The organism is Nocardioides bigeumensis, assembly GCF_039531755.1.
Classification (GTDB): domain Bacteria; phylum Actinomycetota; class Actinomycetes; order Propionibacteriales; family Nocardioidaceae; genus Nocardioides; species Nocardioides bigeumensis.
On the sequence record NZ_BAAAQQ010000011.1, the window covers coordinates 180,800 to 206,206 of the forward strand.

Here is a 25,407-nt window from a genome sequence, read left to right on the forward strand (position 1 = left end):
TGTGGGCCCCTACGTGCGCAGCGCGATCCGGCGGCTCGCCGCCTCGGGAGGCTCGACGGTCACCTCGCTCAGCCGCGCCAGCACGTCGGCGGGGAACGGCGTGGAGGCACCTGCGCTCACGTGGACGCCGAGGACCTCCTCGGTCGCACGCAGCCGACCATCGGCCCACAGCTCGTGCCAGAACCACGCCAGCTTGCCGGCGTACCCGATCACCGACGACCGCACCTCGAGCTCGAGGCCGGAGCGGATCTCCGCGAGGTACCGCACGTGCGCCTCGACGGTGTAGAAGGACGAGTCGTGCGCGGCCTGGTAGTCGGGGCCCATCCCGAGCGCGTCCATCACGGCGTCGGTCGCGTGCCCCATCACCAGGACGTAGTAGGGCTCCGAGACGTGCCCGTTGTAGTCGATCCAGGCCTCCTGGACGGGCTCGCGCCAGACCGTCAGGCTCACGCCCGGCCCAGCGCTCGCAGCACCGCGATGACCCCGCGGTCGCGCTCGGCGACGAGGTCGTCGATGGTGCGGCCCTCGGCCTCCCGCTCGCAGCCCTCGACCACCGCGTCGCGCAGCCCGGTGGTCAGCTCCGGTGCGGTCAGCCTCGTCCAGGGCGCGAGGAGGGACGGGCCGAAGTGGTCGAGCATGTGTGCCATCCCGCCCTGCCCGCCGGCCAGGTGGAAGGTCATCATCGGCCCGTGGATCGGCCAGCGCAGACCGGGGCCGTCGGTGATCGACAAGTCGATCTGCTCGACGGTGGCCTCCCCCGACGCCACCATGTGCAGGGCCTCGCGCCACAGCGCCTCCTGCAGCCGGTTCGCGATGAAGCCGGGCACCTCGTGCTCCATGGTGATCACCGACTTCCCGGCCAGCCGGAAGAAGTCCGACGCCCAGGCCACCACGTCGTCGTCGGTCAGCTTGCCGCCCACCACCTCCACCAACGGGATGAGGTACGGCGGGTTGAAGGGGTGGCCCACCACCGTGCGGCCGGGTGTCGCGCACTCGGTCTGCATGTCGGTCATCGGGTAGCCCGACGTCGAGGACGAGACCACCACCCCGGCCGGGGTCGCGGCATCGATGTCGGCGAGCAGCCGGCGCTTCAGGTCGAGGTCCTCCGGTGCGCTCTCCTGGACGAAGTCGGCCCGCGCGCAGGCCCTCGCCAGGTCGGGCTCGAAGGTGAGCCGGGAGCGGTCGGCCCCCTCGGCGAGCCCGAGCTCGGTGAGCGCGGGCCACGCCGCGTCGACCAGGTGCCGCAGCCGTTCCTCCGCGCCCGCCGCCGGGTCCCAGGCCACGACGTCGTACCCGCGGGCCAGGAAGTAGGCCACCCAGCCACCGCCGATGACGCCGGTGCCGGCGCACACGACGGTGCGGACCGCGGAGGGGTCAGGGCGCATCAGCGTGCCTTCAGCTTGAGGATCTCACGGGCCTCGTCAGGTGTGGCGACCTTGGCACCCATGCCCTCGACGATCGTGCGCGCCTGCTCGACCAGCTGCGCGTTGGTCGCCTTGACTCCCTTGCGGAGGTAGAGGTTGTCCTCGAGCCCCACCCGCACGTGCCCCCCGAGCAGGATCGACTGAGCGACCCACGGCATCTGCATCGGACCGAGCGCGAACGACGCCCACACCGCCCCCTCGGGCAGCTGGGCCACCATGGACTGCAGCGTCAACGGGTCCGCCGGGGCGCCGTACGGGATCCCCATGCAGAGCTGGAACATCGCCGGCGAGTCGATGAGCCCCTCGGCCACGAGCTCCTTGGCGAACCACAGGTGACCGGTGTCGAAGATCTCCATCTCGACCCGGACACCGAGCTCCTGGATCCTCTTCGCCCCCTCGCGCAGCATGTCCGGGGTGCTCACGTAGACCAGGCTGCCCTCCCCGAAGTTGAGGCTGCCGCAGTCGAGGGTGCAGATGTCGGGCAGCAGCTCCTCGACGTGCGCGAGCCGCTCGACGCCGCTGACCAGGTCCGTGCCCTCCACGAAGGACGTCGGGTGCTGCGGGTCGAGCACGAGATCGCCGCCCATCCCCGCCGTCGTGTTCACGATGACGTCCACGTCGGAGGCGCGGATGATCTCCACGGCCTCGCGGTAGTACGCCACCTCGCGCGAACCCTTGCCCGTCTCGGGATCACGCACGTGCACGTGCACGATCGCCGCACCAGCACGAGCGGCCGCGATACCGGCCTCGGCGATCTGCTCAGGTGTCACCGGCACGTGCTCCGACCTGCCGACGGTGTCGCCGGCCCCGGTCAGAGCGCAGGTGATGATGACGTTGCGGTTCACGGGCGGTGCCTCTCTTCGTGTGGTGGATCGAGCGCGTCGAGCAGGGTGTGCAGACCGAGATAGCTCAGGTCACGGAAGTGCCGGTCGGCCCAGGCGTCGTCGTACGGCCACAGCGACGTCTTGACCACGACGGCGCCGGTCTCGCGGTCGACCGCGGTGAACTGGCCGCGGCTGCCGTCGGCGACGACCCGGCGGCCGGCGGTGTCGAGCGGCCACCAGTGGTAGCCGAAGCCGGCGTGGGCCGTGAGCGAGCTGGGCAGCCGACCCGGCGCCAGGAAGGGGTGGGCCGGCCGCGCGGCCGCGTCGGCCCACTCGGACCTCTCGGCCGCCAGCATGCCGAGCCGCGCCCAGTCACGGGCCGTCGCGGTCACGGCACCGCCGGCCAGAGCCACGCCGGCGCCGTCGACGCCGACGTACGCGTCGGAGGTGCAACCCAGCTCCGCCCACAAGGTGGTCAGCTCGTCCGCGAAGGCACGTCCTGTCGCGCGCTCGCGCACCCAGTCGAGCACCTGCGAGTCGGCGGTGCAGTAGGCGTAGTGCGTGCCGGGGGCCGTGCCCGCACCGACCAGGGACAGCAGTCCACGAGAGTCGCCACCGTCGAGGAAGGAGCCGAGCAGCCGGGAGGCCAGGCTCTCGGGATCGCGGTGGTCCTCCACCCAGTCGACGCCGGAGGTCATGGTGAGAAGGTCGCGGACCCGGACGCCGGCGTACCCCGACCCGGCCAGCTCGGGGACGTGGGCCGTGACCTCGTCGTCGACGTCCAGGGCGCCGGAGCGCACCGCACGACCGACGAGGTGCGCGAGCGCGGACTTGCTCATCGACGCACCGAGGAACGTCGTGCTCGCGTCGAGCCCGTCGGCGTACCACTCGTGCACGACGGTCCCGTCCTGGACGAGCACCAGGGCGAGCGTGTGGGTCTCCGCCCGCCAGGCCTCGAGGTCCCACGTGGTGCCGGCGCCCGCGACCTGCACGTCGACGGAGCGGAGGCTCGTCGGGAGCTCCGCGGCGGCGCGCGCGGGCACGACCGACCGCTCCCACGCGGGGTCGGCCTGTGGGTCGGTGAAGACCAGGCCCGAGAGTCGGGACTCTGGCGCTCGCGTCGGCATCGAGCCCCGGTCAGTCGATCCGGGGACTGTTGGCGAGCAGGTTGCGGGTGTACTCCTGCTTCGGGTGGTCCATGACCTCGACCACCGGCCCCGCCTCCACCACCCGGCCGGCCTGGAGGATCTCCACGCGAGCCGCGATCGAGCGCACCAGCGCGAGGTTGTGGGTCACGAACACCATGCTGATGCCGCGCGAGAGCCGCAGCCCCTCGAGCAGCTCGACGATCGAGCCCTGCACCGACACGTCGAGCGCCGAGGTGATCTCGTCGCAGATCATCACGTCGGGCTCGGCCGCGAGCGCGCGAGCGATGGCGACGCGCTGGCGTTCGCCTCCCGAGAGCCGGCTCGCCTGGTAGCGCAGCATCCGCGGGCCGAGGGCGACCTGGTCGAGCAGGTCGACCGCACGGTCGGTGGCCTCCTTGCCCGAGGCGATGCCGAAGAGCTCCATCGGCCGCTTGACGATCTGCTCGATCGTCAGCCGTGGGTTCAACGACAGGTAGGGGTTCTGGAAGATGTACTGCAGGCGCTTGCGGTTGAGCGCGCTGCGCTGGCGAGCCCCCTTCGCGAGCTCGTCGCCCTCGAAGTTGATGACGCCGGTCCAGTCCTTGTGCAGGCCGCCGATCGACCGCGAGATCGTGGTCTTGCCGGAGCCCGACTCGCCGACGAGCGCGACGACCTCCGCCTTGGCGAGGTCGAAGCTGACGTCGTGGACGACGTGCTTGCGGCCATAGAACACGTTGAGGCCCTCCACCGAGAGGATGACCTCGCGCTTCTTGTCCGGGTCCGCGTCGGGGACCGCGCCGCGGGAGATGTCCCACGTGCCGATCTGCTCCGCGCGGATGCAGCGGACGTCGTGCTCGGGCGCGATCGTGCGCAGCTCGGGCACGCCGGAGCGGCACTCGTCGATGGCGAAGGAGCAGCGGTCGTTGAAACGGCAGCCGGAGGGGCGCGCACCAGGAGCGGGCGTGCGCCCGGGGATCCCGGTCAGCGCCCGCGCCTGGCTCAGGTGCGGGATCGAGTCGAGCAGCGCCCGCGTGTAGGGGTGCGACGGGTTGCGGAACAACGCGTCGCGAGGCCCCAGCTCGACGATCTGGCCGGCGTACATCACCGCGACCCGGTCGGCGATGTTGGCGACCACCGCGAGGTCGTGGGTGACGTAGAGGGCGCTGACCCCATGGGACTTGCACAGCGCCGCCATCGTCTTGAGGACCATCGCCTGCGTCGTGACGTCGAGGCCGGTCGTGGGCTCGTCGAGCACCAGCACCTTCGGCTTGGGCAGGAACGCCATGGCCAGTGCCACGCGCTGCACCTGGCCACCCGAGAGCTGGTGGGCGTAGCGGGAGAGGAACTCGTCGTCGCTCGGGAGCCCGACCTCTTCGAGCCCGTCACGAGCCCCCTGGAGCCGCGACTCCTTGGTGCCGATACCGCGCAGCTCGAGCAGCTCCACGATCTGGCGGCCGATGCGGATGCTGGGGTTGAGCGCCGAGGCCGGGTCCTGCGGGACGTAGGCGATCTCCTCGCCGCGCACCTGGCGCATCTCGCGCCAGTGCATCGTCAGCACGTCGCGCTCCTCGAGGAGCACCTTGCCCGACGAGATGAACGCACCGGCGCGCGAGTAGCCGAGCAGGGACGTCCCGACCGTGGTCTTGCCGGAGCCGGACTCACCGACCAGGCCGACCACCTCACCCGGCTTGAGCACCAGGTCGATGTCGTCCACGACGTCGACCGGCTTGCCGGTGAGCATCACGCCGAGGTCCTGGACGACGAGACCCGCGCCCTGCTTCTCCTCGCTCACGAGGCTCCCGCTGGTGGCCGTCATCAGTTCTCTCCTCGCTGGGCGACCTGCGCGATGCCGTCGGCCATCAGGTTCGTCCCGATGCAGAAGATCGCGATGATCAGCACCGGCGCCACCACCGCCCACGGCTGGGTCGCCAGCCCCAGGCGGTTCTCCTGGATCATCTGGCCCCAGTTGGCCGCTCCCGGGTCGGCGGAGAACCCCAGGAAGCCGAGCGAGCCGACCAGGCCGATCGAGAAGGTGAGCCGCAGCCCGCCCTCGGCCAGGAGCGGCGCGTTCATGTTGGGCAGCACCTCGGCCAGGATCACCCGGGTGCGCTTCTCACCGAGGGCCTCGGCCGCGATGACGAAGTCGCGCGACACGATGCCGAGCGCGACGCCGCGCGCGAGACGCGCCACACGCGGAGCGTGCGAGATGCCGACCAACAAGATGAGGATCCAGGCCGTCGGCTGCTCGATCGCGGTGAGCACGAGCAGCGCGAGCAGGATCTGCGGGAACGACAGGATGACGTCGTTGAAGCGCATCAGCACCTCGTCCCACCAGCCGCCGCCGTACGCCGCCACGACCCCGATCGCGATGCCGAGCGCCATGCCGAGCAACGTGCCGAAGACCGCGATGATCAGGATCGACCGGCCGCCGTACATGACCCGGCTGAGCACGTCGGAGCCGAGGTAGTCGGTGCCGAGCAGCCCGTCCTTGCTGAAGGGCGGGCCGGCCACCTCGTTCTCCCCGAACGGCGCCAGGTAGGGCGCGATGATCACGAACGCCACGAGCAGCAACGTGATCGCAGCGCCGACGACGAAGCGCTTCTGCTTCATCGCCTTCTGGAAGGTCGACGGCTCGGCCGGTGCGATGGCCGGCGGCTCCGCGGCCGGCGGAGGAGTGACTGCTTCAGCGGTCATGACGAGATCGCCGTCCTCGCTCGGGGGGTCAACAGGATGGACAGGAGGTCTGCGATCAGGTTCACCACCACGTAGACACCCGCGATGATCATGCTGAGCGCCTGGACGGTCGCGACGTCGTGGTTGCGCACGGCGTCCACGAGCTGCCGGCCGATGCCGGGGTAGGAGAACAGCGTCTCGACGACCACGACACCACCGGCCAGGAAGGCCAGCTGGAGGGCGATCACCTGGATGCCGGGCACGATCGCGTTGAGCAGCGCGTGCTTGCGCATCACGACCTTCTCGGGGATGCCCTTGAGGCGGGCCAGCTCGACGTAGTCGCTGTCGATGACCTCCAGCAGGGAGGCACGCACGATGCGGGAGACGTACGGCGCCACCCACAGCACGAGGGTCAGGGTCGGCAGCACCATGCTCTTGGGCTCGTCCCAGGGAGCGCCGCCCATCGGGACGAGCGTGACCGCCGGGAAGATGGTGAGCACCGTCGTCGCGAAGAGCGCGATCAGCAGCACGCCGATCACGAACTCGGGCAGTCCGGCCATGGCCAGCAGGATCGTCTGGATCACGGTGTCCGGACGCCTGCGACGGTACGACACCGAGATCATCGCGATGCCGAACGCCAGCGGGATCATCACGGCCGCCGAGAGGAACACCAGCACGGCGGAGTTGACCACGCTGCCCGAGATCAGGTCGCTGACCGGACCGCCGCTGGCCAGCGACGTGCCGAGGTCGCCCGTGAGCAGGCCGCCCAGCCAGTCGAAGTACCGCGACACCAGCGACTGGTCGGTGCCCAGCAGGGCCTCCAGCTCGGCCACGCGACCGGGGTTGGAGTTGTAGTCGCGGCCCAGGATCGCCCGGACGGGGTCGCCGAGGGCGGCCGTCGCCAGGAACGTCAGGACCGAGACCAGCCACAGGGTCAGGACGGCCAGGCCGAGGCGTCTGGCGAGCCAGACCACCCACGCCATGGCGCCGTGCTGGCGCCCTGGCGGGGCGACCTCGTCGAGCGGATCTTGGAGAGCGGTCGCGATGTCGGTCATCGTGCGGTTCCCTCCCGTAGGGCCCGAAGCCCTACTGGACCGAGACGTGCTGGAACTTGTAGGACCCGAGCGGGAGGTACTTGCTCGGCTCCAGGCCCTGGACGTTCGGGCCGTAGCCGTCGACCTGCTGACGGAAGCCCCAGATGATGAGACCGCCCTCGTTGTACTCGATCTCCTGCGCCTGCAGGAGCAGGTCCCTGCGCTTGGCCTCGTCGAGCTCCTTGGCAGCGGCGTTCACCAGGTCGCGGTGCTCGGCGTTGTCCCAGTGGGTCTCGTTGTACGTGCCGCCCTGGTCGGGCGGGAACGTGCCGACGACCGCCTGCGGGATGTAGTTGCGGGTGTTCCAGAAGTCCTGGGCGAACGGGTAGGACAGGTAGTCGTCGTCGTAGAACGGCGTCTTCTTCGTGACCTTGACCGTGACACCGGCCTCCTTCGCCTGCTCGGCGAAGAGGTTGGCGGCGGCTGGGGCGACCGACCCGATGTCGTCACCGGTGAAGAGCTCGACCTCGAGGCCCTCGGCACCGGCCTCGGCCAGCAGCGACTTCGCCTGCTCGATGTCCTGCTCGCGCTGCGGGAGGTCGCTGGCGTAGTTGACGTCGAGCGGCGCGTACATGTCGTTGCCGAGCGAGCCGTAGCCACTCAGCGTCTGGTCGATCATCTGCTGCCGGTCGACGATCAGGCGCATGGCCTGACGGACCCGGACGTCGTCGAAGGGTGCCACGTCGACGCGCATCGTGAACGGCACCCAGGCGCCCGTGTCGGAGACCAGCACGCCGCCGCCGGCGCCCTTGATGGTGTCGACGAGGTTGTACGGCAGGTTGTCGACCGTCTGGATCTGTCCGGCCTGCAGGGCGTTGACCTTGGAGCTGTCGTCGGCGAAGTCCTGGATGACCAGCTCGTCGACGAACGCCGGGTCGCCCCAGTAGTCGGCGTACTTCTTGAAGGTGCTGGTCTTGCCCGGCTCGAAGGAGTCGAACATGAACGCGCCGGTGCCAACCGGGTTCTTGATGTCGAAGTCGGTGGGGATGATCCCGAGGGTGTACTCGGCCAGCAGCGTGTCGAGGATCGCGTAGGGCGTGTTGAGGGCCAGCTCGAGGGTGGTCTCGTCGATGACCTTGGTCGACTCGAAGTCGATGATCTGCGAGAGCTGACCGCCCGCCGACAGCGGCGCCTTCGGGTCGGCGACCCGCTTGATGCTGAACCACGCGTCCTCGGCCGTCACGGTCTTGCCGTTGTGGAAGGTGACACCGGAGCGGATCTTGATCGTCCACTTGGTCGCGTCGCTGGAGCCCTCGATCGACTCGGCCACGGCCGGCTCGAGCTCGTAGTTGTTGTTCCAGAAGAACAGCGGCTCGTAGAGGTTGCTCACCCGTGCGATGTCGGGGTTGGTGACCGGCGCGTGCGGGTCGATCGTGTCCTTGCTGCCGCCGCCGGTGGCGCCGTGGATCAGCTGGCCGCCCGATCCCTGCTGGCCGCCGCCGCCACCACCACCGCCTCCCCCTCCGCCGTCGTCGCCGCCGCAGGCCGCCAGCAGGCTGCTGCCCAGCGTGGCGCCGGCTGCGACGCCGGAGAACTTGAGGAGCTGCCGCCGAGAGAGCTCACGAGAGACGAGGATGCGTGGGCGCTGGTTCACTTAGTGACTCCTCTGTTGCACAATCCGAACGAGGCTCTGGTGTGAAGGAACCTAGAGCGGGTACGTTCCGAGGTCAATGACCACGACCGAACGGCTAGACAATTGTTACGGCAGGAGTCGGGGCACGGATCGCGGCTGCAGTCCGTGGAGCGAGCGGCCAAGCTGCTGCGCGCGGTCGCCGCTGCCACCGGCCCCGCCGGCTCCGCCACCGCGCTCGCCGAGACGGTCGGGCTGAACCGCACCACCACCTGGCGGATCCTCACCACGCTCGAGCACGAGCACCTGGTGCGGCTGGACCGGGAGACCGGCTGGTACTCCCTCGGCTTCGGGTTGCTCGACCTGGCCGGGCAGGCCGCGGGCACGTCCCTGGCGCAGGCGTCGAGGCGGGTGCTGCAGCAAGTGGCCGCACAGACCGGAGAGACCGCGTCGCTGGCGGTGATGCGCGACGGGGCATTGACGTACGTCGCCGAGGCGGGCGCAGGATCGGTCGTGTCGGCCGGCTGGCACGGCCGGTCGGTCGCCCTGCACGCGACGTCCACCGGCAAGGCCTACCTCGCCTTCTGCTCCGACGACGAGGTGCGCAAGCTCTTGACCGTCACGTCGCGCGGTCGCCTGCCCCGCTACACCGACACGACCATCACGACCTTGGCCGAGCTCACCGGGGCGCTGTCCACCACGCGTACCCAGGGGTACGGCACCTGCCGCGGTGAGTTCGAGTCGTCGGCGTGGGGGGTCTCGGCTCCTGTGCTCAACGGCTCGGGCGTACCCCTTGCCGTCGTGAGCATCTGGGGACCGAGCGAGCGCATCACCGACGAGCGGTTCGTAGCGCTCGGCGAGGTGGCCGTGGACGCGGCGGGCGAGATCGGCAGGTAGGTCGGGCACGTCGGGGCAGGTAGGTTCTCTCCTCGTGCGACTGGTCGTGGCGAGGTGTCAGATCGACTACGCGGGACGCCTGACGGCGCACCTGCCGATGGCCACCCGGGTGCTGATGATCAAGGCCGACGGCTCGGTCCTCGTGCACTCCGACGGCGGCTCCTACAAGCCGCTCAACTGGATGTCGCCCCCGTGCAAACTGCGCGAGGGCGTCTCCGACGAGGGTGTCGTCGAGTGGACGGTCACCTCGCCCAAGACCGACGACACGCTGCGCATCGTGCTCGAGGAGGTCCTCCACGACACCTTTCACGACCTCGGCGTGGACCCCGGCCTGCAGAAGGACGGCGTCGAGAAGCACCTCCAGGAGCTGCTCGCCGACCATCCCGCCACCCTCGCCGACGGCCTCACCCTCGTCCGCCGCGAGTACCCCACCGCCATCGGTCCCGTCGACCTCCTCTGCCGCGACGCGGACGGCCTCTCGGTCGCCGTCGAGGTCAAGCGCCGCGGCGACATCGACGGCGTCGAGCAGCTCACCCGCTACCTCGAGCTCCTCAACCGCGATCCCCTGCTGTCCTCGAAGGGGCAGGTCCGCGGCATCTTCGCCGCCCAGGAGATCAAGCCGCAGGCCCGAGTCCTCGCGACCGACCGGGGCATCGCCTGCGCCGTCGTCGACTACGACGCCCTGCGGGGTCTGGACGACCCGAGCCATCGCTTGTTCTGACCCCCATCGGCAGCCGGGTCCTCGTCGCGTGCTAGCGCAACCTCCTTCGACCACCGAGGCGGCCGCGCGACCTCCTCTACCATCGGCAGGGCAGGATGTCCGGGTGCGGATCTACCACGTCGCGACGGCGAGTGACTGGACGGCGGCGCTGGAGTCGGGCGCCTACTCGACGAGCACGCGCGGCGTGACCCTCGAGCAAGAGGGGTTCATCCACGCGGCGCGCGACGACCAGGTCGAGGGAGTGCGCAGCCGCTACTACGCCGACGCCGAGGAGCCGCTCGTCCTCCTCTCGATCGATACCGACCTGCTCGACGTGCCGTGGCGGGAGGACCCGGTGGGCGACGACACCTACCCGCACCTCTACGGCGCCCTGAACCCGGTCGCGGTCGTGGAGGTGACCCCGCTCTGAGCTCGGCAATCGACGGGGTCCTCGACTGGGTCGTGTCGCTGATGCGCACCATCGGCGCGCCGGGCGTGGGGGTGGCGACAGCGCTCGAGACCGTCTTCCCACCGGTGCCATCGGAGGTCGTGCTGCCGCTGGCGGGCTACACGGCGAGCCAGGGACACTACGGGCTGGTCGCGGCCATCGTGTGCGCGACGGTCGGCTCGGTCGTCGGTGCGCTGCTGCTCTACTACCTCGGCGTCGCCTGGGGCAAGGAACGCCTCTGCGCCACCGCGGAGCGGATCCCGCTCCTGCACGCACGCGACGTGGAGCGCGCCATCGGCTGGTTCGGCAGCCACGGCCGGCGGGCGATCTTCCTGGGCCGGCTCGTCCCGGGGGTCCGCAGCTTCATCTCGATCCCCGCCGGCATCGACCGGATGCCGCTGCCGCAGTTCACGGGCTACACCGCCGCCGGCAGCCTGGTCTGGAACACCGCGCTGATCGGCGCCGGCTACGGGCTCGGCGAGCAGTGGCACCGCGTCGAGAAGTACGTCGGTGATGTGGCCAGCGTGGTCTACGTCCTGCTCGGCCTGGCTGTCGCGTGGTTCGTGGTTCGCCGCCTGAGGCAGCGCCCGGGCCGGCGGGCGGCCGAGAACTAGACGCCGGCGATGCGGGGCGCGGTCGGGTCGGCGTTCTCGCTGCCCTGCTCGCGGGCGACGTACTCCTCGATGTCCTCGATGTCGTCGCGGTTGCGGGTGACCACGGCGAGCAGGTCGCTCATCGTGGCGACTTCCTCGACCTGCTCCTTGATGAACCACTGCATGAACTGCTCGGAGGCGAAGTCGCCCTCCTCGCGCGCGGTGCGCAGCAGCGCGTTGATCTGCTCGGTGACCCGCTTCTCCTGCGCCAGGGCCAGCGAGACCGGCGCGACGACGTCGTCGAAAGCCGGCACGGGCGCCTCGACTCCGGGGATCAGCACGTCGGCGTCGGTGTCGAGGAGGTACTGGACCATCATCAGCGCGTGGTCGCGCTCCTCGAGCGCCTGGCCGTAGAAGAAGGCGGCCATCTGCGGCATCGTCAGCGCGTCGTAGTAGACCGCGCACGAGAGGTACTGGTTGTGAGCGGCGAGCTCGTGGCCGATCTGGGTGTTGAGCTGCTCGGCGAAACGGGCGGCGACCACGGCTGCTCCTGGGACCTCAGGCAGCCAGCGGCTGCTTCTTCTTCAGCTTCTTGACCTTCACGAGCTTGCGCTTCTTGACCGTATACCCGAGAGGCAGGGTGCCCTCCTTGAGCATCCGGATCGGACAGCGGCTGCAGCGGTCCTTCGACACGCAGCACTTCGCCTTCGGCTTCGCCACCTTCTTCGCAGCCTTCGCCTTGCCGTGTCCCTTGCCCACGCCCGAAGGCTATCAGTGTCGTTAAGGGTTGCCTAACCTAAGCCACGTGGGAGACGCGCCGGCCGTCCGCGTCGATCTCCACCAGCACCACGTCGCTCCCCCGGTCCACGTGCGGGCCGAGGTCGCAGACCACGAGGACCGTCTCCCCGCGATGCAGGTCGGCCAGCGCGTCCAGGTCGACGGCGGTGTCCGAGGTGATCGTCCGGGCCACGTTCTCGTGAGCCACCAGTGTGGCCAGCTCGGCGGCCGCGAAGCCGCTGCGCGCGAGCAGGATCCGTGCCGGGCACTGCAGGTCGCTCACATGGTCCAGGCTAATCGGCTTGAGCTGATTTGCGTGCCCCGCAAAGGTGGACGCATGGACTCCCCTCGGTACGTCGTCGACCACGCGCCCGACGACGCGGTCTTCTCCCACACCGACGACACCGTGTGGTTCCACGAGCCGTCGAGCGAGGCGGTCGCCGACAAGATCGCCTCGCTCGCGTGGGGCCGGTTCGCCGCACTGGAGCAGGGAGCCCGCGCGGTCGGGCCCGAGGACGCGAGCACGGCGACGTACGCCGGGGTGTACGGCGTCCGGGCGATGACCCTCTCGGTGCCCGGCGTCGATGCGGAGGTACGCCGCCTGGCGACCGCCGGCCTCACATGGGTCGGCGTGCATCCCGACCACCGAAGGCGCGGCGTGCTGAAGTCGATGATGCGCCACCACCTCGAGCAGGTGCGCGCCATGCCCGGCGTGCACCTCTCAGCGCTGCACGCGAGCGAACCCAGCATCTACGGACGTTTCGGCTACGGCCTGGCCTGCCTCGAGCTGTCCGTCGCGCTTGGACGCGGCACCACGCTGACCGCACCCCACCTCGACGCGGAGGCAGCGCTGCTGCGCACCGAGCTGGCGACCGCGGCCGACCCCGGCATGCCCGCGCGGGCACAACAAGTCTGGGAGCGTGCGGCGGCACGTGAGGTCGGCATCATCACCGGCGACGACGACTTCTACGTCCGCATCTCGACCGAGCCCCCGGAGGAGCTGCGCGGCAAGGAGCAGATGCGCCTGCTCTTCGCCCGGCGCGAGGGCCCCGACGGTGCAGACGTCGCCCTCGCGGCCTTCCGGCGCGAGCACAAGTGGGAGAAGTCGCGGCCAGGTGGGGAGCTCACGGTCTTCGCCGTCGTCGGCGAGCCGGCCGCGCGGCTGGTGCTGCTGCGCCGGCTGCTCGACTTCGACCTGATCGGCACGGTCAAGGTGTGGGGGCTCGGGGTCGACGACCCGCTGCAGCACTGGGTCGCCGGCCCGCGCGGGCTCGCCGACACCGCGCTCTTCGACAGCACCTGGGTGCGCCTGGTCGACCTGCCCGAGGCCCTGATGGCGCGCGGCTACGCGGCGCCCTGCGACCTGGTGCTCGACGTCCTGGACGACACCGCACCCTGGAACGCCGGCCGCTGGCGGCTGCGGGTGGGCGAGGCCGGCGAGGCCGACGTCACCCGCACCGACGACGAGGCCGATCTACGGCTTCCGGTCCAGGCCCTGGGCGCGGCGTACCTCGGCGGGGTCTCCCCCGCGCTCCTCGCCCTCTCGGGGGTCATCGAGGAGCTCCGCCCCGCTGCTGCGACCCGGCTGTGGCGAAGCCTGCGCAGCGACACCCGCCCCACGGCCTCGATCGGCTTCTGATGGCGACGCCGGCAGCCGTCGAGTCGGTCTGGGACTACCCGCGCCCGCCGCGACTCGAGTCGACCGAGGAGCTGGTCGAGATCGTGCTCGGCGGTGTCGTCGTCGCGACCACGAAGGCGGCGTACCGGGTGCTCGAGACCAGTCACCCACCGACCTACTACGTGCCAGCGGACGCGTTCGCGGAGGGAGTGCTCCGGCCGGCGGAGGGGTCGAGCTTCTGCGAGTGGAAGGGCCGAGCGGCGTACCTCGACCTGGTCACGCCCGATCGGACCGCAGCGCGGGCCGGTTGGACCTATCCGAGTCCGAGCTCGGCGTTCGCGGCGCTCATCGACCACGTCGCGGTCTACCCGGGACGTGTCGACGAGTGCCGGGTGGACGGCGAGGTGGTCCGCCCCCAGGCCGGCGGTTTCTACGGCGGCTGGATCACCAGCGGGGTGACCGGCCCGTTCAAGGGCGAGCCGGGCACCTCGGGCTGGTGAGGATGTCGATCAGGCTCGATGGTCAATGGGGTTGACCAATTGGGGAGAAGGAGCGATAGTCAACCCAACTGACCATCTCGCCCATCTCGACCGTCTCGCCCATCTCGACCAGCTCCGGAGGCTCTGATGCCCGTCCTCACCGCGCCACCCGCACCCACCCACTCCGTGCCCGGGACCGAGTTCACCTCGCTGGCCACGCCGAGCCGCGGCAGCACCGACACCTCGGTGTGGCGCGTGGAGATCGCCCCCGGCACCGAGCCGACACCCCACTCGCTGACCCGCGAGGAGGTGTTCGTCGTCCTGGCCGGATCCGCATCCGTGCGCCTCGACGGCGAGCCCGGCACAGCCGCGGCAGGCGACGTCATCGTCGTGCCGCCGGGCGTGCGCTTCGAGCTGTCGAACGCCGGCCGGGAGCCGCTCAGCCTGCTCTGCTGCATGCCGGCAGGCGGCCAGGCCCGGCTGGACGACGGGACGCTCCTGTCGCCGCCCTGGGCCAGATGAGCCACGAGCCGCCGCTCACCCGCCTCTTCGCGATCGGCTACCGCACCAACGTCGAGGACCTGCACGAGGAGCTGGCCCGGCGCGGGTGGGACGACGTGCGCCCGGCGTACGGCTTCGCCCTGCTGGCCGTGCGCGAGTCCCCGGCCACCGTGACCGACCTGGCGCGGTGGCTGGGCATGACCAAGCAGGCCGCGTCAGTCCTGGTCGACCAGATGGCGACGGCGGACCTGGTCCGACGCACCCAGGACCCGGGCGACCGCCGCGCTTGGCAGGTGTCGCTGACCAGGCGCGGCCGGCGGCTGCTCACCACCGTCGAGGAGATCTACGCCGCGCAGGAACGCCGGTGGGCGGACCTCATCGGCGCCGAGCGACTGGCCCGGCTCCGCTCGGACCTGGTCACCTTGCTGGTCGACGAGTCCGGGGAGCTGCCCCCGCTGCGCCCGACCTGGTGAGGGGCCTCCTGCCGGCTCAGTAGCCCTGCTTCAACAGCTGCGTCTCGATCTCGGTGCCGTCGAAGCCCACGGACCGGTAGATCCGGATCGCGAGGTACTCGGGGTCGGCGACCATGACCAGCGTCCGCAGCCCCCGCTCCTCGAGGCCGTACGTCGCCACCCGGTGCACCAGCGTCCCGGCCAGGCCACGTCCGCGGAAGTCCGGGTGCGTCTCGACGCTCTGGTACCGGCCGAGCGCCCCCGAGTCGGAAGTCTCCACCTCGACCAGCCCCATCACGCTGGCCAGGTCGTCGCCGACGAACGCGCCCCACCAGGTGCCGTGGCCCGCGGCGCACAGCGCACGGTCGTGCTCCGCCTTGCGTGTCAGGAAGACACGATGCTTCACCGGGTCGTACTCGGTGTCGACGGCCATGCCGAGCTCGATGCGCTGCGCCCAGTCGTGGTCGGTCTCGAGCTGCCGGTACGTCGCGTCGCGGTTGGGCCGCGGCGGCGGGTGCACCGACGACGCCGTCATCACGGTCGCGATCTCGAGCGTCAGCCCGGCCGCGACGAGCGGCCCCAGCGCCGAGGTCTGGTCCTCGACGCCGTCGACGCCGATCGCCTTGTGCTCCGACCCCGGGAAGTCGGCGTCGAACCTGGCGAGCACGTCCGCGACCTCAGCCTGCGTGGGCGGGGACTCGAGCAGGTGGAAGTTGCCCCAGTAGTACGTCGGGTTCGCCGGCGTCCGCACCACGATGTGGTCGCCTCGGTCCTCGACCTCGCTCCCTGCCAGCCTCGCGATCGCGAGGTCGGTCTGCCAGGCCAGCGAGCGCACGTCCATGCGCGGAGGCTACGGGTGCTCCGTCGAACCCGTCACCGGGTTTCGTGGCGCCCGAGAACGTCCGGTGCTAGGAGAGCCCGTGGGCCTCGCGGATCACGTCGACGATGCCGTCCATGATCTCGGTCAGCCCGAAGTCCTTGGGGGTGTAGACGGCCGCCACGCCGAGCTCGCGCAGCAGGCCCGCGTCACGCTCGGGGATGATCCCGCCGACGACGACCGCCACGTCGTCGAGACCGGCATGGCGCAGGCCGTCGAGGACCGCCGGCACCAGCTCCATGTGCGAGCCGGACAGGATCGACAGGCCGACGCAGTGCACGTCCTCGGCGACAGCGGCCGCCACGATCTGCTCCGGAGTGAGCCGGATGCCTTGGTAGACCACCTCGAAGCCGGCGTCGCGCGCCCGCACCGCGACCTGCTCGGCGCCGTTGGAGTGGCCGTCCAGGCCGGGCTTGCCGACCAGCAGACGCAGTCGGGTCCCGAGCTCCTCGCCCGTCGCCCGCACCCGCTCGCGCACGGCAGACAGCCCGGCGCCCGCGTCGCCCACCCCGACGGCCCCGGAGACGCCCGTCGGCGCGCGGAACTCGCCGAAGACCGCCCGCAGCGCGGCGGCCCACTCCCCCGTCGTCGCCCCGGCTCGCGCCGCCGCGAGCGTGGCGGGCATCAGGTTGGCTTCAGTCTTCGCGTCGGCGGAGAGCCGGGCCAGCGCCTGGTCGACGGCATCCTGGTCGCGAGTGGCCTTCCACGCCTCGACGCCGGCCACGGCGGACCGCTCGGCCTCGGGGTCGGGGGCCTGGATCGCGGCGTCGAGGTCGGCCGTCAGGGGCGAGGGGGCGGTCGTCTCGAAGATGTTGACGCCGACGACCTTCTCGGCCCCCGACTCGATGCGAGCCCGTCGCGCCGCGTGCGCCGACACCAGCTGCTGCTTCATGTAGCCCGACTCGACCGCTGCGACAGCGCCACCCATCGCCTGCACCCGGTCCATCTCGGCCCTGGCGGCCTCGACCAGCTCGGCCACCTTGGCCTCGATCACGTGCGAGCCGTCGAAGATGTCGTCGTACTCCAGGAGATCGGACTCGTAGGCCAGCACCTGCTGCAGCCGCAGCGACCACTGCTGGTCCCAAGGCCGAGGCAGCCCCAGCGCCTCGTTCCACGCGGGCAGCTGCACGGCGCGGGCCCTGGCCTTCTTCGACAAGGTGACACCGAGCATCTCCAGCACGATGCGCTGCACGTTGTTCTCGGGCTGCGCCTCGGTCAGGCCGAGCGAGTTGACCTGCACGCCGTAGCGGAACCGGCGCATCTTCTCGTCGGTCACGCCGTAGCGCTCGCGAGTGAGCTCGTCCCACAGCTCCACGAACGCCCGCATCTTGCAGGTCTCCTCGATGAAGCGGACGCCGGCGTTGACGAAGAACGAGATGCGACCCACCACTGCCGGGAAGTCCTCGTCGGACACCTGGCCGGACGCCTTCACCTGGTCGAGCACGGCGATCGCGGTGCACAGCGCATAGGCCAGCTCCTGGGTCGGCGTGGCCCCGGCCTCCTGGAGGTGATAGCTGCAGATGTTGACCGGGTTCCAGGTCGGCACCTCGCGGACCGTGTAGGCGATCACGTCGGCGATCAGGCGCAAGGAGTGCTCGGGCGGGAAGACGTAGGTGCCCCGCGAGAGGTACTCCTTGATGATGTCGTTCTGCGTCGTGCCGGCGAGCTGGTGCGCGACCGCGGACCGCTCCTCGGTCGTGGCGTCAGGTCTGAGGCCCGCCTGCTCCTCCGCGACGACCTGGTACAGCGCGAGCAGCCACATGGCGGTGGCGTTGATCGTCATCGACGTGTTCATCTCGGTGAGCGGGATGCCGTCGAAGAGCGCGCGCATCTCGCCGAGATGGGGCACGGGTACGCCGACCTTGCCGACCTCGCCGCGGCTCAGCGGGTCGTCGGGGTCGTAGCCGGTCTGGGTGGGCAGGTCGAAGGCGACGGAGAGGCCGGTCTGGCCCTTCGCGAGGTTGCCGCGGTAGAGCGCGTTGGACGCGACGGCGGTCGAGTGGCCGGCGTAGGTGCGCATCACCCAGGGGCGATCCTTGGCTGCCATGCCAGGAGAGTAGGTCGGCGGTTACTCCCCAGTCACCGACCTGTGGGACATCCGACACGACCGGTGGTCGAGCGCAGAGACCGGTGGTCGAGCGCAGAGACCGGTGATCGAGGGCAGAGACCGGTGGTCGAGCGCAGAGACCGGTGGTCGAGCGCAGTCGAGACTCACATGGAGTCGCTGATCACGCTGACCACGTTCCCCGCCGGGTCGGCGAACCAGGCGATGGTCGGGCCGAAGTCGCGGGCGACGCCCTTCTCGTCCTGGCCGGTGCCTTCGTAGCGCAGGAACCGCACGCCCCGGGCCGTCAGCTCGTCGACGACGGAGTCGACGTCCGCGGTCTGGAAGTTCAGCACGGTGTACGTCGCCGGGGCATGGTCGCGGCCCTTGTCGTAGACGAAGATCGTCTGGCTCGCGGTGACGAGCCCGAACCCGAAGTCGGACTCGTCGGTCAGGGTCAGGCCGAGCACGCCGGTGTAGAACGCCTTGGCCCGCTCCAGGTCGTCGACGCTGAAGCCGCTGAAGCTCTCGAGTCCTGCTAGTCCGCTCATGTGGGCACAGACCGGCCGAGGTGGCCGGAATCATCGCCCAAGGTTGAACGCTCAGGCAGTCGCGGCGCTGCGCTCGACGTCGACAGCGTGGGCGAGTCGCGAGATGTGCAGCAGCCGACGTACGGCGGGACCGCAGCCGCGCAGGGTCAGGTGGTGGCCGGTGCGGATCGCTCTGCGGGTCGCCACGGCGAGCACGCGGAGGGCGGTGACGTCGACGCTCGTGACGTCGGTCAGGTCGACGACGACATCGGCGTCGCGACCCTCGAGGTGCTCGTACAGGGCGTTGCGGACCTCCCACGTGCTACGCACGTCGAAGTCTCCGTTGAGGACGAGCGTGTCCCCGTCGGTGTAGATCTCCACCCGTCTGCCCCGTCCTGTCCTCCGAAGCCCAGAGAAGCCCCGGAGAGACACCGAAATCCTGTCCCCCCTGTCACCACTATGACGCGCGTCACGGCCGTTCGGTTGCCTCCGGGACGGAACGAGTTTCGGCGTGTCGCGAGTGACGGGTGTGACAGGAGGTGCCGGCTCCACGCTCAACAGCTTCCGAACCCTGCCAAGGTAATCCTGACGCGATGGTCTGGACAAGTGAGTCGACGCCCTAGCCTGGGCGCATGGTCAACCTCACCCGCATCTACACGCGCACCGGAGACGGCGGCCGCACCCGCCTCGGCGACATGAGCGAGACCACCAAGACCGACCCGCGCCTCGTGGCCTACGCCGACGTCGACGAGGCCAACGCGCACCTCGGGCTGGCGGTCGCCGAGGGTGATCTCGACACCGACGTCGTCGCAGTGCTGACCCGCGTCCAGAACGACCTCTTCGACGTCGGAGCGGACTTCTGCACGCCCGTCGTGCCCGACCCGGACTTCCCGCCGCTGCGAGTCGAGCAGGACTACATCGACCGGCTCGAGGGCTGGTGCGACCACTACAACGCCGACCTGCCGAAGCTGCGCTCGTTCATCCTCAGCGGCGGTACCCGCGGGGCCGCGCACCTCCACGTCGCGCGCACCGTCGTACGGCGGGCCGAACGCTCGGCGTGGGCGTCCTGGGATGTGCACGAGTCGTCGATGAACGTCCTGGCGATCACCTACCTCAACCGGCTCTCCGACCTGGTCTTCATCCTCGCCCGTCACGCCAACCGCGAGCGGGGCGACGTCCTGTGGGTTCCGGGTGGCGAGCGCGGCAAGGACGGCCCATCCGCTAGCGGCTGAGCGCCGAAGAATCATTGTGCATTCAAGTGGACCACTAGAGTTCTGCGCATGACCGCGACCGCGGCCGAGCGACGGCTGATCGAGCACGTCGACCGCATCGAGGCCGAGCAGCCCCCGATCCCGCTGGACACCGTCGACTTCACGGTGCTCCGGCCCGACGTCCTGCGTGAGCGTTTCGGCGCGACCCTCGACTATCTCGCCCGCGTCGAGCTCGAGGTCGACCGCAACGTGCTCGAGCTCAACGCGATGCTGCCCGACCCGCCCGAGATCGACGTGCGCTTCTATCGCGAGGTCTGGCACGCCCAGGAGATCCAGCACGGCTTGATCCTCGACAAGCTGCAGACGATCGTCGGGCGGCCCCCGACCTCGCCCGACACCGAGTCCGTCTCGGCCAAGATGCGCATCCTTGGCGCGATCTCGCACTTCTCGCCGATCCAGGACATCACCCGGATGCTCTACTACCTGACCGGCATGTCGACGGAGCGCTCCGCGGTCCTGGCCTACAACAAGCTCCACGCCGGCATGGCCGACATCGGCGAGAAGGCCATCGCGGACACGGTCGTCGCGCCCATCCGCCGTCAGGAACCGCCGCACTACGCCTTCTACAAGCTTTCTGCCGTCGGGCTGGCCTCGCGCCTCTCGCCGTGGCAGGCCTGGCTGGTCCGCCGCCTGCGGATGCTCTCGTGGGGCCCGGTCGGCGCCAACAACACCGAGCAGAAGGCAGACTTCGGGGGCGTGCTGACGACCTTGGGCATGCGCGACAACCTCGCCGACTTCGGCGAGGAGATCAGCCGGGTCGAGCGCGACCTGCTCTTCGAGAAGAAGCGCGGCCTCGCCGTCCCCTCCTACGTCACCGACGCGCTGCGCGAGGCGATCGTGCTGCACGACGCGCGATCCAACCGTCTCCACGGCAGCTGACTGCGCGCCGGGCTGGCCGGCCCCGGTCTCACGAGGGCCAGTCAGCACCGTCGAATGCTCGAGCTAGCGGCCCGGCTCGCGCGCCGCCGGAACGACGAGGGCGGAGGGCACCAGCAGGACCGCCACGACGAGCAGCGCCTCGAGGGTGCCGACCCGGTCGGCGACGAAGCCGAGCAGCGGCGGACCGCCGAGGAAGGCGCCGTAGCCGATCGTGGAGACCACGCTGACCCGCGCGGCCGCGCGGATCGGGTCGTCAGCGGCCGCACTCATGCCGACCGGGAACCCGAGCGAGGCCCCGACCCCCCAGAGCGCGATCCCGGCGACCGCGCCGACCGCGCCGCCGTACACGATGAGGACGACGCCACCTGCCGCGGCCGCCATCGTCGACCAGAGCACTGCCAGCCTGCCGAAGCGATCCAGGAGCTGGGTGCCCAGGAGCCGGCCGAGCGTCATCGCGGTGACGAAGAGGGCGAACCCGGTCACGCCCACCCAGTGTGCGACGTCGTAGCCGTCCACGAGGGCGAGCGCGAGCCAGTCGTTCGCGGTGCCCTCGGTCAGCGCGAGCGCGAAGACCATCAGGCCGATGAGCAGGGTGCGCGGCTCACGCCAGGCCGTCCACGCCGACGAGTGGCCACCCTCGGGCTCGGGCTCCACCGGGAGGAAGGACCGGGCCCTGGTCCAGACGACGCCGAAGGCGAGGACGGCGACGCCTCCGAGGTGCGCGAGCATCGGCAGGCCCAGCCAGATCACCAGCGCCCCGACGCCGGCCCCCAGCACCGTGCCGAGGCTGAAGCCCGCGTGGAACCGAGGCATGATCGTGCGCCCCAGACCACGCTCGACGGCGGCTCCCTCGACGTTCATGGCGACGTCCCAGACGCCCGTGCCGACGCCGTAGGCGAAGAGCCCCAGCGCTGTGAGAGGTACGATGCCCTCGCTGGCCCCCATCGCCGCCGTCACCAACCCGAGCACCGCCGACGAAAGGCCGAATCGCGTCACGGCGATGGTGCCGAACCGGTTGATCAGGGCACCTGTCGTCGGCATCGCGAGCACCGACCCCGCCGCGATCGCGAGCAGCAGCAGGCCGAGCCGGCCGTTGGTCAGCCCAAGGTCGTCACGCACCTCGGGGATCCGCGAGACCCACGTCGCGAAGCAGAGCCCGTTGAGGGCGAAGACCACCGCGACCGCGTTGCGGGCGACGAGGACCTGAGACGAGGTGGTGCCCGCGCCCGTCGTAGGCCCCGTCACAAGATCATCTGGGTGCCAGGCGGGGCGGCCTCGAGCCACGCTTGGAAGCCGGTGAGCGACGACGGGCTCATCGCGAGCTCGACCTCCCCTTCGGGCGAGGTGCAGGTGACCACGACGTGGTCACCGAAGAGCGACATCCGCTCGACTCCTTCGGGTTCGCGCTGGTTGGCGTAGGACAGCTCGACGCGCGGCCACGACCGCTTGGGCCGCGGCCACAAGGAGAAGATCCGGAACCACTCGAGCTGGTCGCCGGAGTAGCGACCGATCCCGAGCAGCCAGCCGCGCCCGCTGCCTGCGGATCGGACGCGATAGCTGAGCTCGAAGGTCCCGCCGTTGCGCGAGAGGAGCCGGCGGCGGACGACCAGCGCGATGCCGTACAGCAGCACCAGGACCAGGACAGCGGCGACCGCGTCCAGGATCCACTGCCACAGCGGCATCCGGCCACCTCCCAGTGATTCGGGTCATCCCACACGCGACGAAGGTGGGCACACCCTAGAGGGCGGGGTGGTTGAAGACCGAATCGTCGGGCCCAGGGTTCGGACAGTGGTCGGAACGGGACCGAACGACCGGCTACCGCGCCATCTCCGCAGCGCGGATCCGGGCCTCGGCCAGCCGCACTGCCTCCTGCGCCTCCTCGGAGTCCTCGCCCGCGGCCTTGGCCCGCTCGAGGTCCTGCCGCGCCTTCTCCAGGTCGATGTCGTGGGACGCCTCGGCGTACTCGGCGAGGACCGACACCCGGTTGTTGGCGACGGACAGGAACCCTGCGCTGACCGCCGCGACCCACGTCTCGCCCTCGGCCGTCTGCACGTCGACGACGCCGTCGATGAGCAGTGAGAGGAGCGGGGCGTGGTGGGGCAGGATGCCGACGTCTCCCTCGGTGGTGCGGGCGATGACCATCGTGGCCTCGCCCGACCAGACGAGGCGGTCGGCAGCGACCACCTCGACCTGGAGGGTCTTCGCGGGCTCAGCCATGTCAGAGGTTCTTCTGGATGTCAGCCCACCGGGCCTCGACGTCGTCGAGGCCGCCGCACATGAAGAACGCCTGCTCCGCCACGTGGTCGTACTCGCCGTCGGCGATCTTGTTGAAGGCCTCGATGGTGTCGGCGATCGGCACGGTCGAGCCCTCGATGCCGGTGAACTGCTTGGCGACGTAGGTGTTCTGCGACAGGAACCGCTGGATGCGACGGGCCCGGTGGACGATGATCTTGTCCTCCTCCGAGAGCTCGTCGACACCGAGGATCGCGATGATGTCCTGGAGCTCCTTGTTGCGCTGGAGGATCTGCTTGGTCCGCACCGCGCAGTCGTAGTGCTCCTTGCCGATGTATTGAGCGTCAAGGATCCGCGAGGTCGACGTCAGCGGGTCCACCGCGGGGTAGATGCCGAGCGAGGCGATGTCACGCGAGAGCTCGGTGGTCGCGTCGAGGTGGGCGAACGTCGTGGCCGGCGCCGGGTCGGTGTAGTCGTCGGCGGGCACGTAGATCGCCTGCATCGAGGTGATCGAGTGACCGCGCGTCGAGGTGATCCGCTCCTGGAGCTGGCCCATCTCGTCGGCGAGGTTGGGCTGGTAGCCCACCGCGGACGGCATCCGGCCGAGCAGGGTCGAGACCTCCGACCCGGCCTGGGTGAACCGGAAGATGTTGTCGATGAAGAGCAGCACGTCCTGCTGCTGCACGTCGCGGAAGTACTCCGCCATCGTCAGCGCGGACAGCGCGACCCGCAGGCGGGTGCCCGGCGGCTCGTCCATCTGGCCGAAGACGAGGGCGGTCTGGCCGATGACGCCGGCCTCCTCCATCTCGACGATGAGGTCGTTGCCCTCGCGGGTGCGCTCGCCGACACCGGCGAACACCGACACACCACCGTGGTCCTTGGCGACGCGCGCGATCATCTCCTGGATCAGCACGGTCTTGCCCACACCGGCGCCGCCGAACAGGCCGATCTTGCCGCCCTGGACGTACGGCGTCAGCAGGTCGATGACCTTGATGCCGGTCTCGAACATCTGGGTCTTCGACTCGAGCTGGTCGAAGGCCGGCGCCTTGCGGTGGATGCCCCAGCGCTCCTGGATGTCGAGGGTCTCGCCCTCCGCCAGGTTGAGGCAGTCGCCGGTGGTGTTGAACACCCTGCCGAGGGTCACGTTGCCGACGGGCACGGTGATGGACGCACCGGTGTCGACCACCTGGGCGCCGCGGACCAGGCCGTCGGTCGGCTTCATCGAGATCGCGCGGACCATGCCGTCACCGATGTGCTGGGACACCTCGAGGGTGATCTCGTGGGTCTCGCCGGTGAGCTCGAACTTCACCTTGAGCGCGTTGTAGATCTCCGGCATCGCGTCGATGGGGAACTCGATGTCGACGACCGGGCCGATGACCCGGGCGATGCGCCCGGTGGACCCGCCTCGGGTCTCCTTGGTCTCTTCAACGGTGGCAGTCATGTCTCACTCACTCCCTGCGGTGGCGTCGGCGAGCGCGTTGACGCCACCGACGATCTCGCTGATCTCTTGGGTGATCCCGGCCTGGCGGGCCTGGTTCGCGATGCGCTTGTACTTCTTGATGAGCTCCTCGGCGTTGTCCGTCGCGGACTTCATCGCCTTCTGCCGGGCGGCCAGCTCGGAGGCAGCGGCCTGCAGCAGGGCGAAGAAGATCCGGCTCTGGACGTAGCGCGGGAGCAGGGAGTCCAGCACGTCGGACGGCGACGGCTCGAACTCGTAGAGTGGCAGCAGGTCCTCCTCGGCGGGCTTCTCCTCGCCCTCGACGACCTCGAGCGGCAGCAGCCGCACGGCCGTCGGCTCCTGCAGGAGCATCGAGCGGAACCGCGTGTAGACCACGTGGACCTCGTCGACCGGGTCGGGCGCGTCCTCGACCGGCTCCTCCTCGCTGTTGCGGAAGGCCGAGATGAGGGTGTCGCCGATGTCGCGGGCGACGTCGTACGTCGGCTGGTCGGAGAATCCCGTCCACGCCTGCTTCACCTTGCGCTGGCGGAAGCGGAAGTACGCCTCGCCCTTGCGGCCGGTGAGGTAGATGTCGACGTCCTTGCCCTCGGAACGCAGCTTCTCGACGAGACGCTCCGCCTCCTTGAGCACGTTGGAGGAGTAGGCACCGGCCAGGCCGCGGTCGCTGGTGACGACGAGCAGCGCGGCCCGCTTCGGGTCCTCGGGCTCGGTGGTCAGCGGGTGGTCGACGTTGGAGAAGGTGGCCACCGCCGACACCGCGCGGGTCAGCTCACGGGCGTACGGCGCAGCCGCCTGGGCCCGTTGCTGGGCCTTGACGATCCGGGACGCGGCGATCAGCTCCATGGCGCGGGTGATCTTCTTGGTCGACTCGACCGACTTGATCCGCGCGCGGTACTCACGCAGTGACACGGCCATGCTGCTCACCTCCTCCCATCAGG

The 25,407-nt window shown here is 70.2% G+C and carries 30 protein-coding genes; 10 read left to right on the plus strand and 20 right to left on the minus strand.

All coding sequences use genetic code 11. The features are described from left to right. Positions 1-9: 9 nt before the first annotated feature. Genes ABD295_RS09935 through ABD295_RS09970 form a run of 8 tightly spaced genes read right to left on the minus strand, consistent with a single transcriptional unit; the run spans position 10 to position 8,736 of the window. On the minus strand, positions 10-450 hold the full coding sequence (locus ABD295_RS09935) for a thioesterase family protein (protein ID WP_344303550.1): 441 nt from the start codon (positions 448-450) through the stop codon (positions 10-12). Further along, on the minus strand, positions 447-1,385 hold the full coding sequence (locus ABD295_RS09940) for a 3-hydroxyacyl-CoA dehydrogenase NAD-binding domain-containing protein (RefSeq protein ID WP_344303551.1): 939 nt from the start codon (positions 1,383-1,385) through the stop codon (positions 447-449). Before ABD295_RS09940 ends, ABD295_RS09935 begins: the two co-directional genes overlap by 4 nt. Further along, a complete protein-coding gene (locus ABD295_RS09945; RefSeq protein ID WP_344303552.1) occupies positions 1,385-2,269 on the minus strand; it encodes a beta-keto acid cleavage family enzyme in 885 nt (294 codons plus the stop codon). Before ABD295_RS09945 ends, ABD295_RS09940 begins: the two co-directional genes overlap by 1 nt. Then, a complete protein-coding gene (locus ABD295_RS09950) occupies positions 2,266-3,375 on the minus strand; it encodes a serine hydrolase domain-containing protein (protein WP_344303553.1) in 1,110 nt (369 codons plus the stop codon). The genes ABD295_RS09945 and ABD295_RS09950 overlap by 4 nt, the downstream gene beginning before the upstream one ends. Before the next feature lie 10 nt (positions 3,376-3,385). After that, positions 3,386-5,191, minus strand: a complete 1,806-nt coding sequence (locus ABD295_RS09955; RefSeq protein ID WP_344303554.1) for an ABC transporter ATP-binding protein — start codon at positions 5,189-5,191, stop codon at positions 3,386-3,388. Continuing rightward, positions 5,191-6,069, minus strand: a complete 879-nt coding sequence (locus ABD295_RS09960; protein ID WP_344303555.1) for an ABC transporter permease — start codon at positions 6,067-6,069, stop codon at positions 5,191-5,193. Before ABD295_RS09960 ends, ABD295_RS09955 begins: the two co-directional genes overlap by 1 nt. Beyond that, the gene (locus tag ABD295_RS09965) at positions 6,066-7,103 is read right to left on the minus strand and encodes an ABC transporter permease (RefSeq protein WP_344303556.1); all 1,038 of its coding nucleotides are present in this window, start codon (positions 7,101-7,103) and stop codon (positions 6,066-6,068) included. Before ABD295_RS09965 ends, ABD295_RS09960 begins: the two co-directional genes overlap by 4 nt. Positions 7,104-7,134: 31 nt before the next feature. Beyond that, positions 7,135-8,736, minus strand: coding sequence for an ABC transporter substrate-binding protein (locus ABD295_RS09970; RefSeq protein ID WP_344303557.1), 1,602 nt, complete (start codon positions 8,734-8,736; stop codon positions 7,135-7,137). Between the two features lie 144 nt (positions 8,737-8,880). On the opposite strand from ABD295_RS09970, the gene ABD295_RS09975 reads away from it, so the two are divergent. From ABD295_RS09975 to ABD295_RS09990, 4 genes are all read left to right on the plus strand, one after another. Then, positions 8,881-9,609 (plus strand): IclR family transcriptional regulator, encoded by a 729-nt coding sequence (locus ABD295_RS09975; protein ID WP_344303558.1) that lies wholly within the window; start codon positions 8,881-8,883, stop codon positions 9,607-9,609. 34 nt (positions 9,610-9,643) lie between these two features. Beyond that, positions 9,644-10,330 carry an endonuclease NucS gene (gene nucS, locus ABD295_RS09980; RefSeq protein ID WP_344303559.1) on the plus strand — a complete coding sequence of 229 codons (687 nt, stop codon included), beginning with the start codon at positions 9,644-9,646 and terminating at the stop codon, positions 10,328-10,330. Between the two features lie 103 nt (positions 10,331-10,433). Next, complete coding sequence (locus ABD295_RS09985; RefSeq protein ID WP_344303560.1) at positions 10,434-10,739, plus strand: DUF952 domain-containing protein; 306 nt, start codon at positions 10,434-10,436, stop codon at positions 10,737-10,739. 41 nt (positions 10,740-10,780) lie between these two features. Continuing rightward, a complete protein-coding gene (locus ABD295_RS09990) occupies positions 10,781-11,371 on the plus strand; it encodes a DedA family protein (RefSeq protein ID WP_344304042.1) in 591 nt (196 codons plus the stop codon). Here the strand turns inward: ABD295_RS09990 and ABD295_RS09995 are convergent. Genes ABD295_RS09995 through ABD295_RS10005 form a run of 3 tightly spaced genes read right to left on the minus strand, consistent with a single transcriptional unit; the run spans position 11,368 to position 12,410 of the window. After that, on the minus strand, positions 11,368-11,892 hold the full coding sequence (locus ABD295_RS09995) for a ferritin (protein ID WP_344303561.1): 525 nt from the start codon (positions 11,890-11,892) through the stop codon (positions 11,368-11,370). The genes ABD295_RS09990 and ABD295_RS09995 overlap by 4 nt on opposite strands. A 16-nt stretch (positions 11,893-11,908) precedes the next feature. Continuing rightward, positions 11,909-12,109 carry a hypothetical protein gene (locus ABD295_RS10000; protein WP_344303562.1) on the minus strand — a complete coding sequence of 67 codons (201 nt, stop codon included), beginning with the start codon at positions 12,107-12,109 and terminating at the stop codon, positions 11,909-11,911. 37 nt (positions 12,110-12,146) lie between these two features. Then, positions 12,147-12,410, minus strand: a complete 264-nt coding sequence (locus ABD295_RS10005; RefSeq protein ID WP_344303563.1) for a hypothetical protein — start codon at positions 12,408-12,410, stop codon at positions 12,147-12,149. A 54-nt stretch (positions 12,411-12,464) separates the two neighbouring features. Between ABD295_RS10005 and ABD295_RS10010 the strand changes: the two genes are divergently transcribed. The 4 genes from ABD295_RS10010 to ABD295_RS10025 all read left to right on the plus strand — a co-directional run bounded on the left by ABD295_RS10010 (position 12,465) and on the right by ABD295_RS10025 (position 15,198). After that, on the plus strand, positions 12,465-13,766 hold the full coding sequence (locus tag ABD295_RS10010; protein ID WP_344303564.1) for a GNAT family N-acetyltransferase: 1,302 nt from the start codon (positions 12,465-12,467) through the stop codon (positions 13,764-13,766). Continuing rightward, on the plus strand, positions 13,766-14,245 hold the full coding sequence (locus tag ABD295_RS10015; RefSeq protein ID WP_344303565.1) for a DUF427 domain-containing protein: 480 nt from the start codon (positions 13,766-13,768) through the stop codon (positions 14,243-14,245). The genes ABD295_RS10010 and ABD295_RS10015 overlap by 1 nt, the downstream gene beginning before the upstream one ends. Positions 14,246-14,371: 126 nt before the next feature. Then, a complete protein-coding gene (locus ABD295_RS10020; protein ID WP_344303566.1) occupies positions 14,372-14,746 on the plus strand; it encodes a cupin domain-containing protein in 375 nt (124 codons plus the stop codon). Beyond that, positions 14,743-15,198 carry a MarR family winged helix-turn-helix transcriptional regulator gene (locus tag ABD295_RS10025; protein WP_344303567.1) on the plus strand — a complete coding sequence of 152 codons (456 nt, stop codon included), beginning with the start codon at positions 14,743-14,745 and terminating at the stop codon, positions 15,196-15,198. Before ABD295_RS10020 ends, ABD295_RS10025 begins: the two co-directional genes overlap by 4 nt. A 16-nt stretch (positions 15,199-15,214) precedes the next feature. Here the strand turns inward: ABD295_RS10025 and ABD295_RS10030 are convergent, their stop codons facing one another. The 4 genes from ABD295_RS10030 to ABD295_RS10045 form a co-directional block, all read right to left on the minus strand. Next, on the minus strand, positions 15,215-16,018 hold the full coding sequence (locus tag ABD295_RS10030) for a GNAT family N-acetyltransferase (protein ID WP_344303568.1): 804 nt from the start codon (positions 16,016-16,018) through the stop codon (positions 15,215-15,217). A 67-nt stretch (positions 16,019-16,085) separates the two neighbouring features. Then, positions 16,086-18,101: a protein meaA gene (locus ABD295_RS10035; RefSeq protein WP_344303569.1), complete on the minus strand. Its 2,016-nt coding sequence runs from the start codon at positions 18,099-18,101 to the stop codon at positions 16,086-16,088. Between the two features lie 164 nt (positions 18,102-18,265). After that, positions 18,266-18,649 carry a VOC family protein gene (locus ABD295_RS10040; RefSeq protein WP_344303570.1) on the minus strand — a complete coding sequence of 128 codons (384 nt, stop codon included), beginning with the start codon at positions 18,647-18,649 and terminating at the stop codon, positions 18,266-18,268. Positions 18,650-18,700: 51 nt separating this feature from the next. After that, the gene (locus ABD295_RS10045; protein WP_344303571.1) at positions 18,701-19,009 is read right to left on the minus strand and encodes an STAS domain-containing protein; all 309 of its coding nucleotides are present in this window, start codon (positions 19,007-19,009) and stop codon (positions 18,701-18,703) included. 251 nt (positions 19,010-19,260) lie between these two features. Here ABD295_RS10045 and ABD295_RS10050 point away from each other — a divergent pair, with 251 nt between their 5' ends. Further along, positions 19,261-19,860: a cob(I)yrinic acid a,c-diamide adenosyltransferase gene (locus ABD295_RS10050; protein ID WP_344303572.1), complete on the plus strand. Its 600-nt coding sequence runs from the start codon at positions 19,261-19,263 to the stop codon at positions 19,858-19,860. A gap of 48 nt (positions 19,861-19,908) precedes the next feature. After that, the gene (locus ABD295_RS10055; protein ID WP_344303573.1) at positions 19,909-20,778 is read left to right on the plus strand and encodes a GTP-binding protein LepA; all 870 of its coding nucleotides are present in this window, start codon (positions 19,909-19,911) and stop codon (positions 20,776-20,778) included. A gap of 63 nt (positions 20,779-20,841) precedes the next feature. Here the strand turns inward: ABD295_RS10055 and ABD295_RS10060 are convergent, their stop codons facing one another. The 5 genes from ABD295_RS10060 to ABD295_RS10080 all read right to left on the minus strand — a co-directional run bounded on the left by ABD295_RS10060 (position 20,842) and on the right by ABD295_RS10080 (position 25,384). Beyond that, on the minus strand, positions 20,842-22,023 hold the full coding sequence (locus ABD295_RS10060) for an MFS transporter (RefSeq protein WP_344303574.1): 1,182 nt from the start codon (positions 22,021-22,023) through the stop codon (positions 20,842-20,844). Continuing rightward, positions 22,020-22,460 (minus strand): DUF2550 domain-containing protein, encoded by a 441-nt coding sequence (locus ABD295_RS10065; protein WP_344303575.1) that lies wholly within the window; start codon positions 22,458-22,460, stop codon positions 22,020-22,022. The genes ABD295_RS10060 and ABD295_RS10065 overlap by 4 nt, the downstream gene beginning before the upstream one ends. Before the next feature lie 133 nt (positions 22,461-22,593). After that, positions 22,594-22,995 carry a F0F1 ATP synthase subunit epsilon gene (locus ABD295_RS10070; protein ID WP_344303576.1) on the minus strand — a complete coding sequence of 134 codons (402 nt, stop codon included), beginning with the start codon at positions 22,993-22,995 and terminating at the stop codon, positions 22,594-22,596. A 1-nt stretch (position 22,996) separates the two neighbouring features. Continuing rightward, positions 22,997-24,451, minus strand: coding sequence for a F0F1 ATP synthase subunit beta (gene atpD / locus ABD295_RS10075; protein ID WP_344303577.1), 1,455 nt, complete (start codon positions 24,449-24,451; stop codon positions 22,997-22,999). A gap of 3 nt (positions 24,452-24,454) precedes the next feature. Then, positions 24,455-25,384, minus strand: a complete 930-nt coding sequence (locus tag ABD295_RS10080) for a F0F1 ATP synthase subunit gamma (RefSeq protein WP_344303578.1) — start codon at positions 25,382-25,384, stop codon at positions 24,455-24,457. Positions 25,385-25,407: the final 23 nt, after the last annotated feature.

Bases quoted from the DNA above. Each gene is read 5' to 3' on its own strand.
- ABD295_RS09940 (WP_344303551.1), bottom strand. From the start codon at position 1,385: ATGCGCCCTGACCCCTCCGCGGTCCGCACCGTCGTGTGCGCCGGCACC.
- ABD295_RS09950 (WP_344303553.1), bottom strand. From the start codon at position 3,375: ATGCCGACGCGAGCGCCAGAGTCCCGACTCTCGGGCCTGGTCTTCACC.
- ABD295_RS09955 (WP_344303554.1), bottom strand. From the start codon at position 5,191: ATGACGGCCACCAGCGGGAGCCTCGTGAGCGAGGAGAAGCAGGGCGCG.
- ABD295_RS09960 (WP_344303555.1), bottom strand. From the start codon at position 6,069: ATGACCGCTGAAGCAGTCACTCCTCCGCCGGCCGCGGAGCCGCCGGCC.
- ABD295_RS09965 (WP_344303556.1), bottom strand. From the start codon at position 7,103: ATGACCGACATCGCGACCGCTCTCCAAGATCCGCTCGACGAGGTCGCC.
- ABD295_RS09990 (WP_344304042.1), top strand. From the start codon at position 10,781: ATGCGCACCATCGGCGCGCCGGGCGTGGGGGTGGCGACAGCGCTCGAG.
- ABD295_RS10010 (WP_344303564.1), top strand. From the start codon at position 12,465: ATGGACTCCCCTCGGTACGTCGTCGACCACGCGCCCGACGACGCGGTC.
- ABD295_RS10015 (WP_344303565.1), top strand. From the start codon at position 13,766: ATGGCGACGCCGGCAGCCGTCGAGTCGGTCTGGGACTACCCGCGCCCG.
- ABD295_RS10020 (WP_344303566.1), top strand. From the start codon at position 14,372: ATGCCCGTCCTCACCGCGCCACCCGCACCCACCCACTCCGTGCCCGGG.
- ABD295_RS10025 (WP_344303567.1), top strand. From the start codon at position 14,743: ATGAGCCACGAGCCGCCGCTCACCCGCCTCTTCGCGATCGGCTACCGC.
- ABD295_RS10030 (WP_344303568.1), bottom strand. From the start codon at position 16,018: ATGGACGTGCGCTCGCTGGCCTGGCAGACCGACCTCGCGATCGCGAGG.
- ABD295_RS10035 (WP_344303569.1), bottom strand. From the start codon at position 18,101: ATGGCAGCCAAGGATCGCCCCTGGGTGATGCGCACCTACGCCGGCCAC.
- ABD295_RS10040 (WP_344303570.1), bottom strand. From the start codon at position 18,649: ATGAGCGGACTAGCAGGACTCGAGAGCTTCAGCGGCTTCAGCGTCGAC.
- ABD295_RS10050 (WP_344303572.1), top strand. From the start codon at position 19,261: ATGGTCAACCTCACCCGCATCTACACGCGCACCGGAGACGGCGGCCGC.
- ABD295_RS10055 (WP_344303573.1), top strand. From the start codon at position 19,909: ATGACCGCGACCGCGGCCGAGCGACGGCTGATCGAGCACGTCGACCGC.
- ABD295_RS10065 (WP_344303575.1), bottom strand. From the start codon at position 22,460: ATGCCGCTGTGGCAGTGGATCCTGGACGCGGTCGCCGCTGTCCTGGTC.
- ABD295_RS10070 (WP_344303576.1), bottom strand. From the start codon at position 22,995: ATGGCTGAGCCCGCGAAGACCCTCCAGGTCGAGGTGGTCGCTGCCGAC.
- atpD (WP_344303577.1), bottom strand. From the start codon at position 24,451: ATGACTGCCACCGTTGAAGAGACCAAGGAGACCCGAGGCGGGTCCACC.
- ABD295_RS10080 (WP_344303578.1), bottom strand. From the start codon at position 25,384: ATGGCCGTGTCACTGCGTGAGTACCGCGCGCGGATCAAGTCGGTCGAG.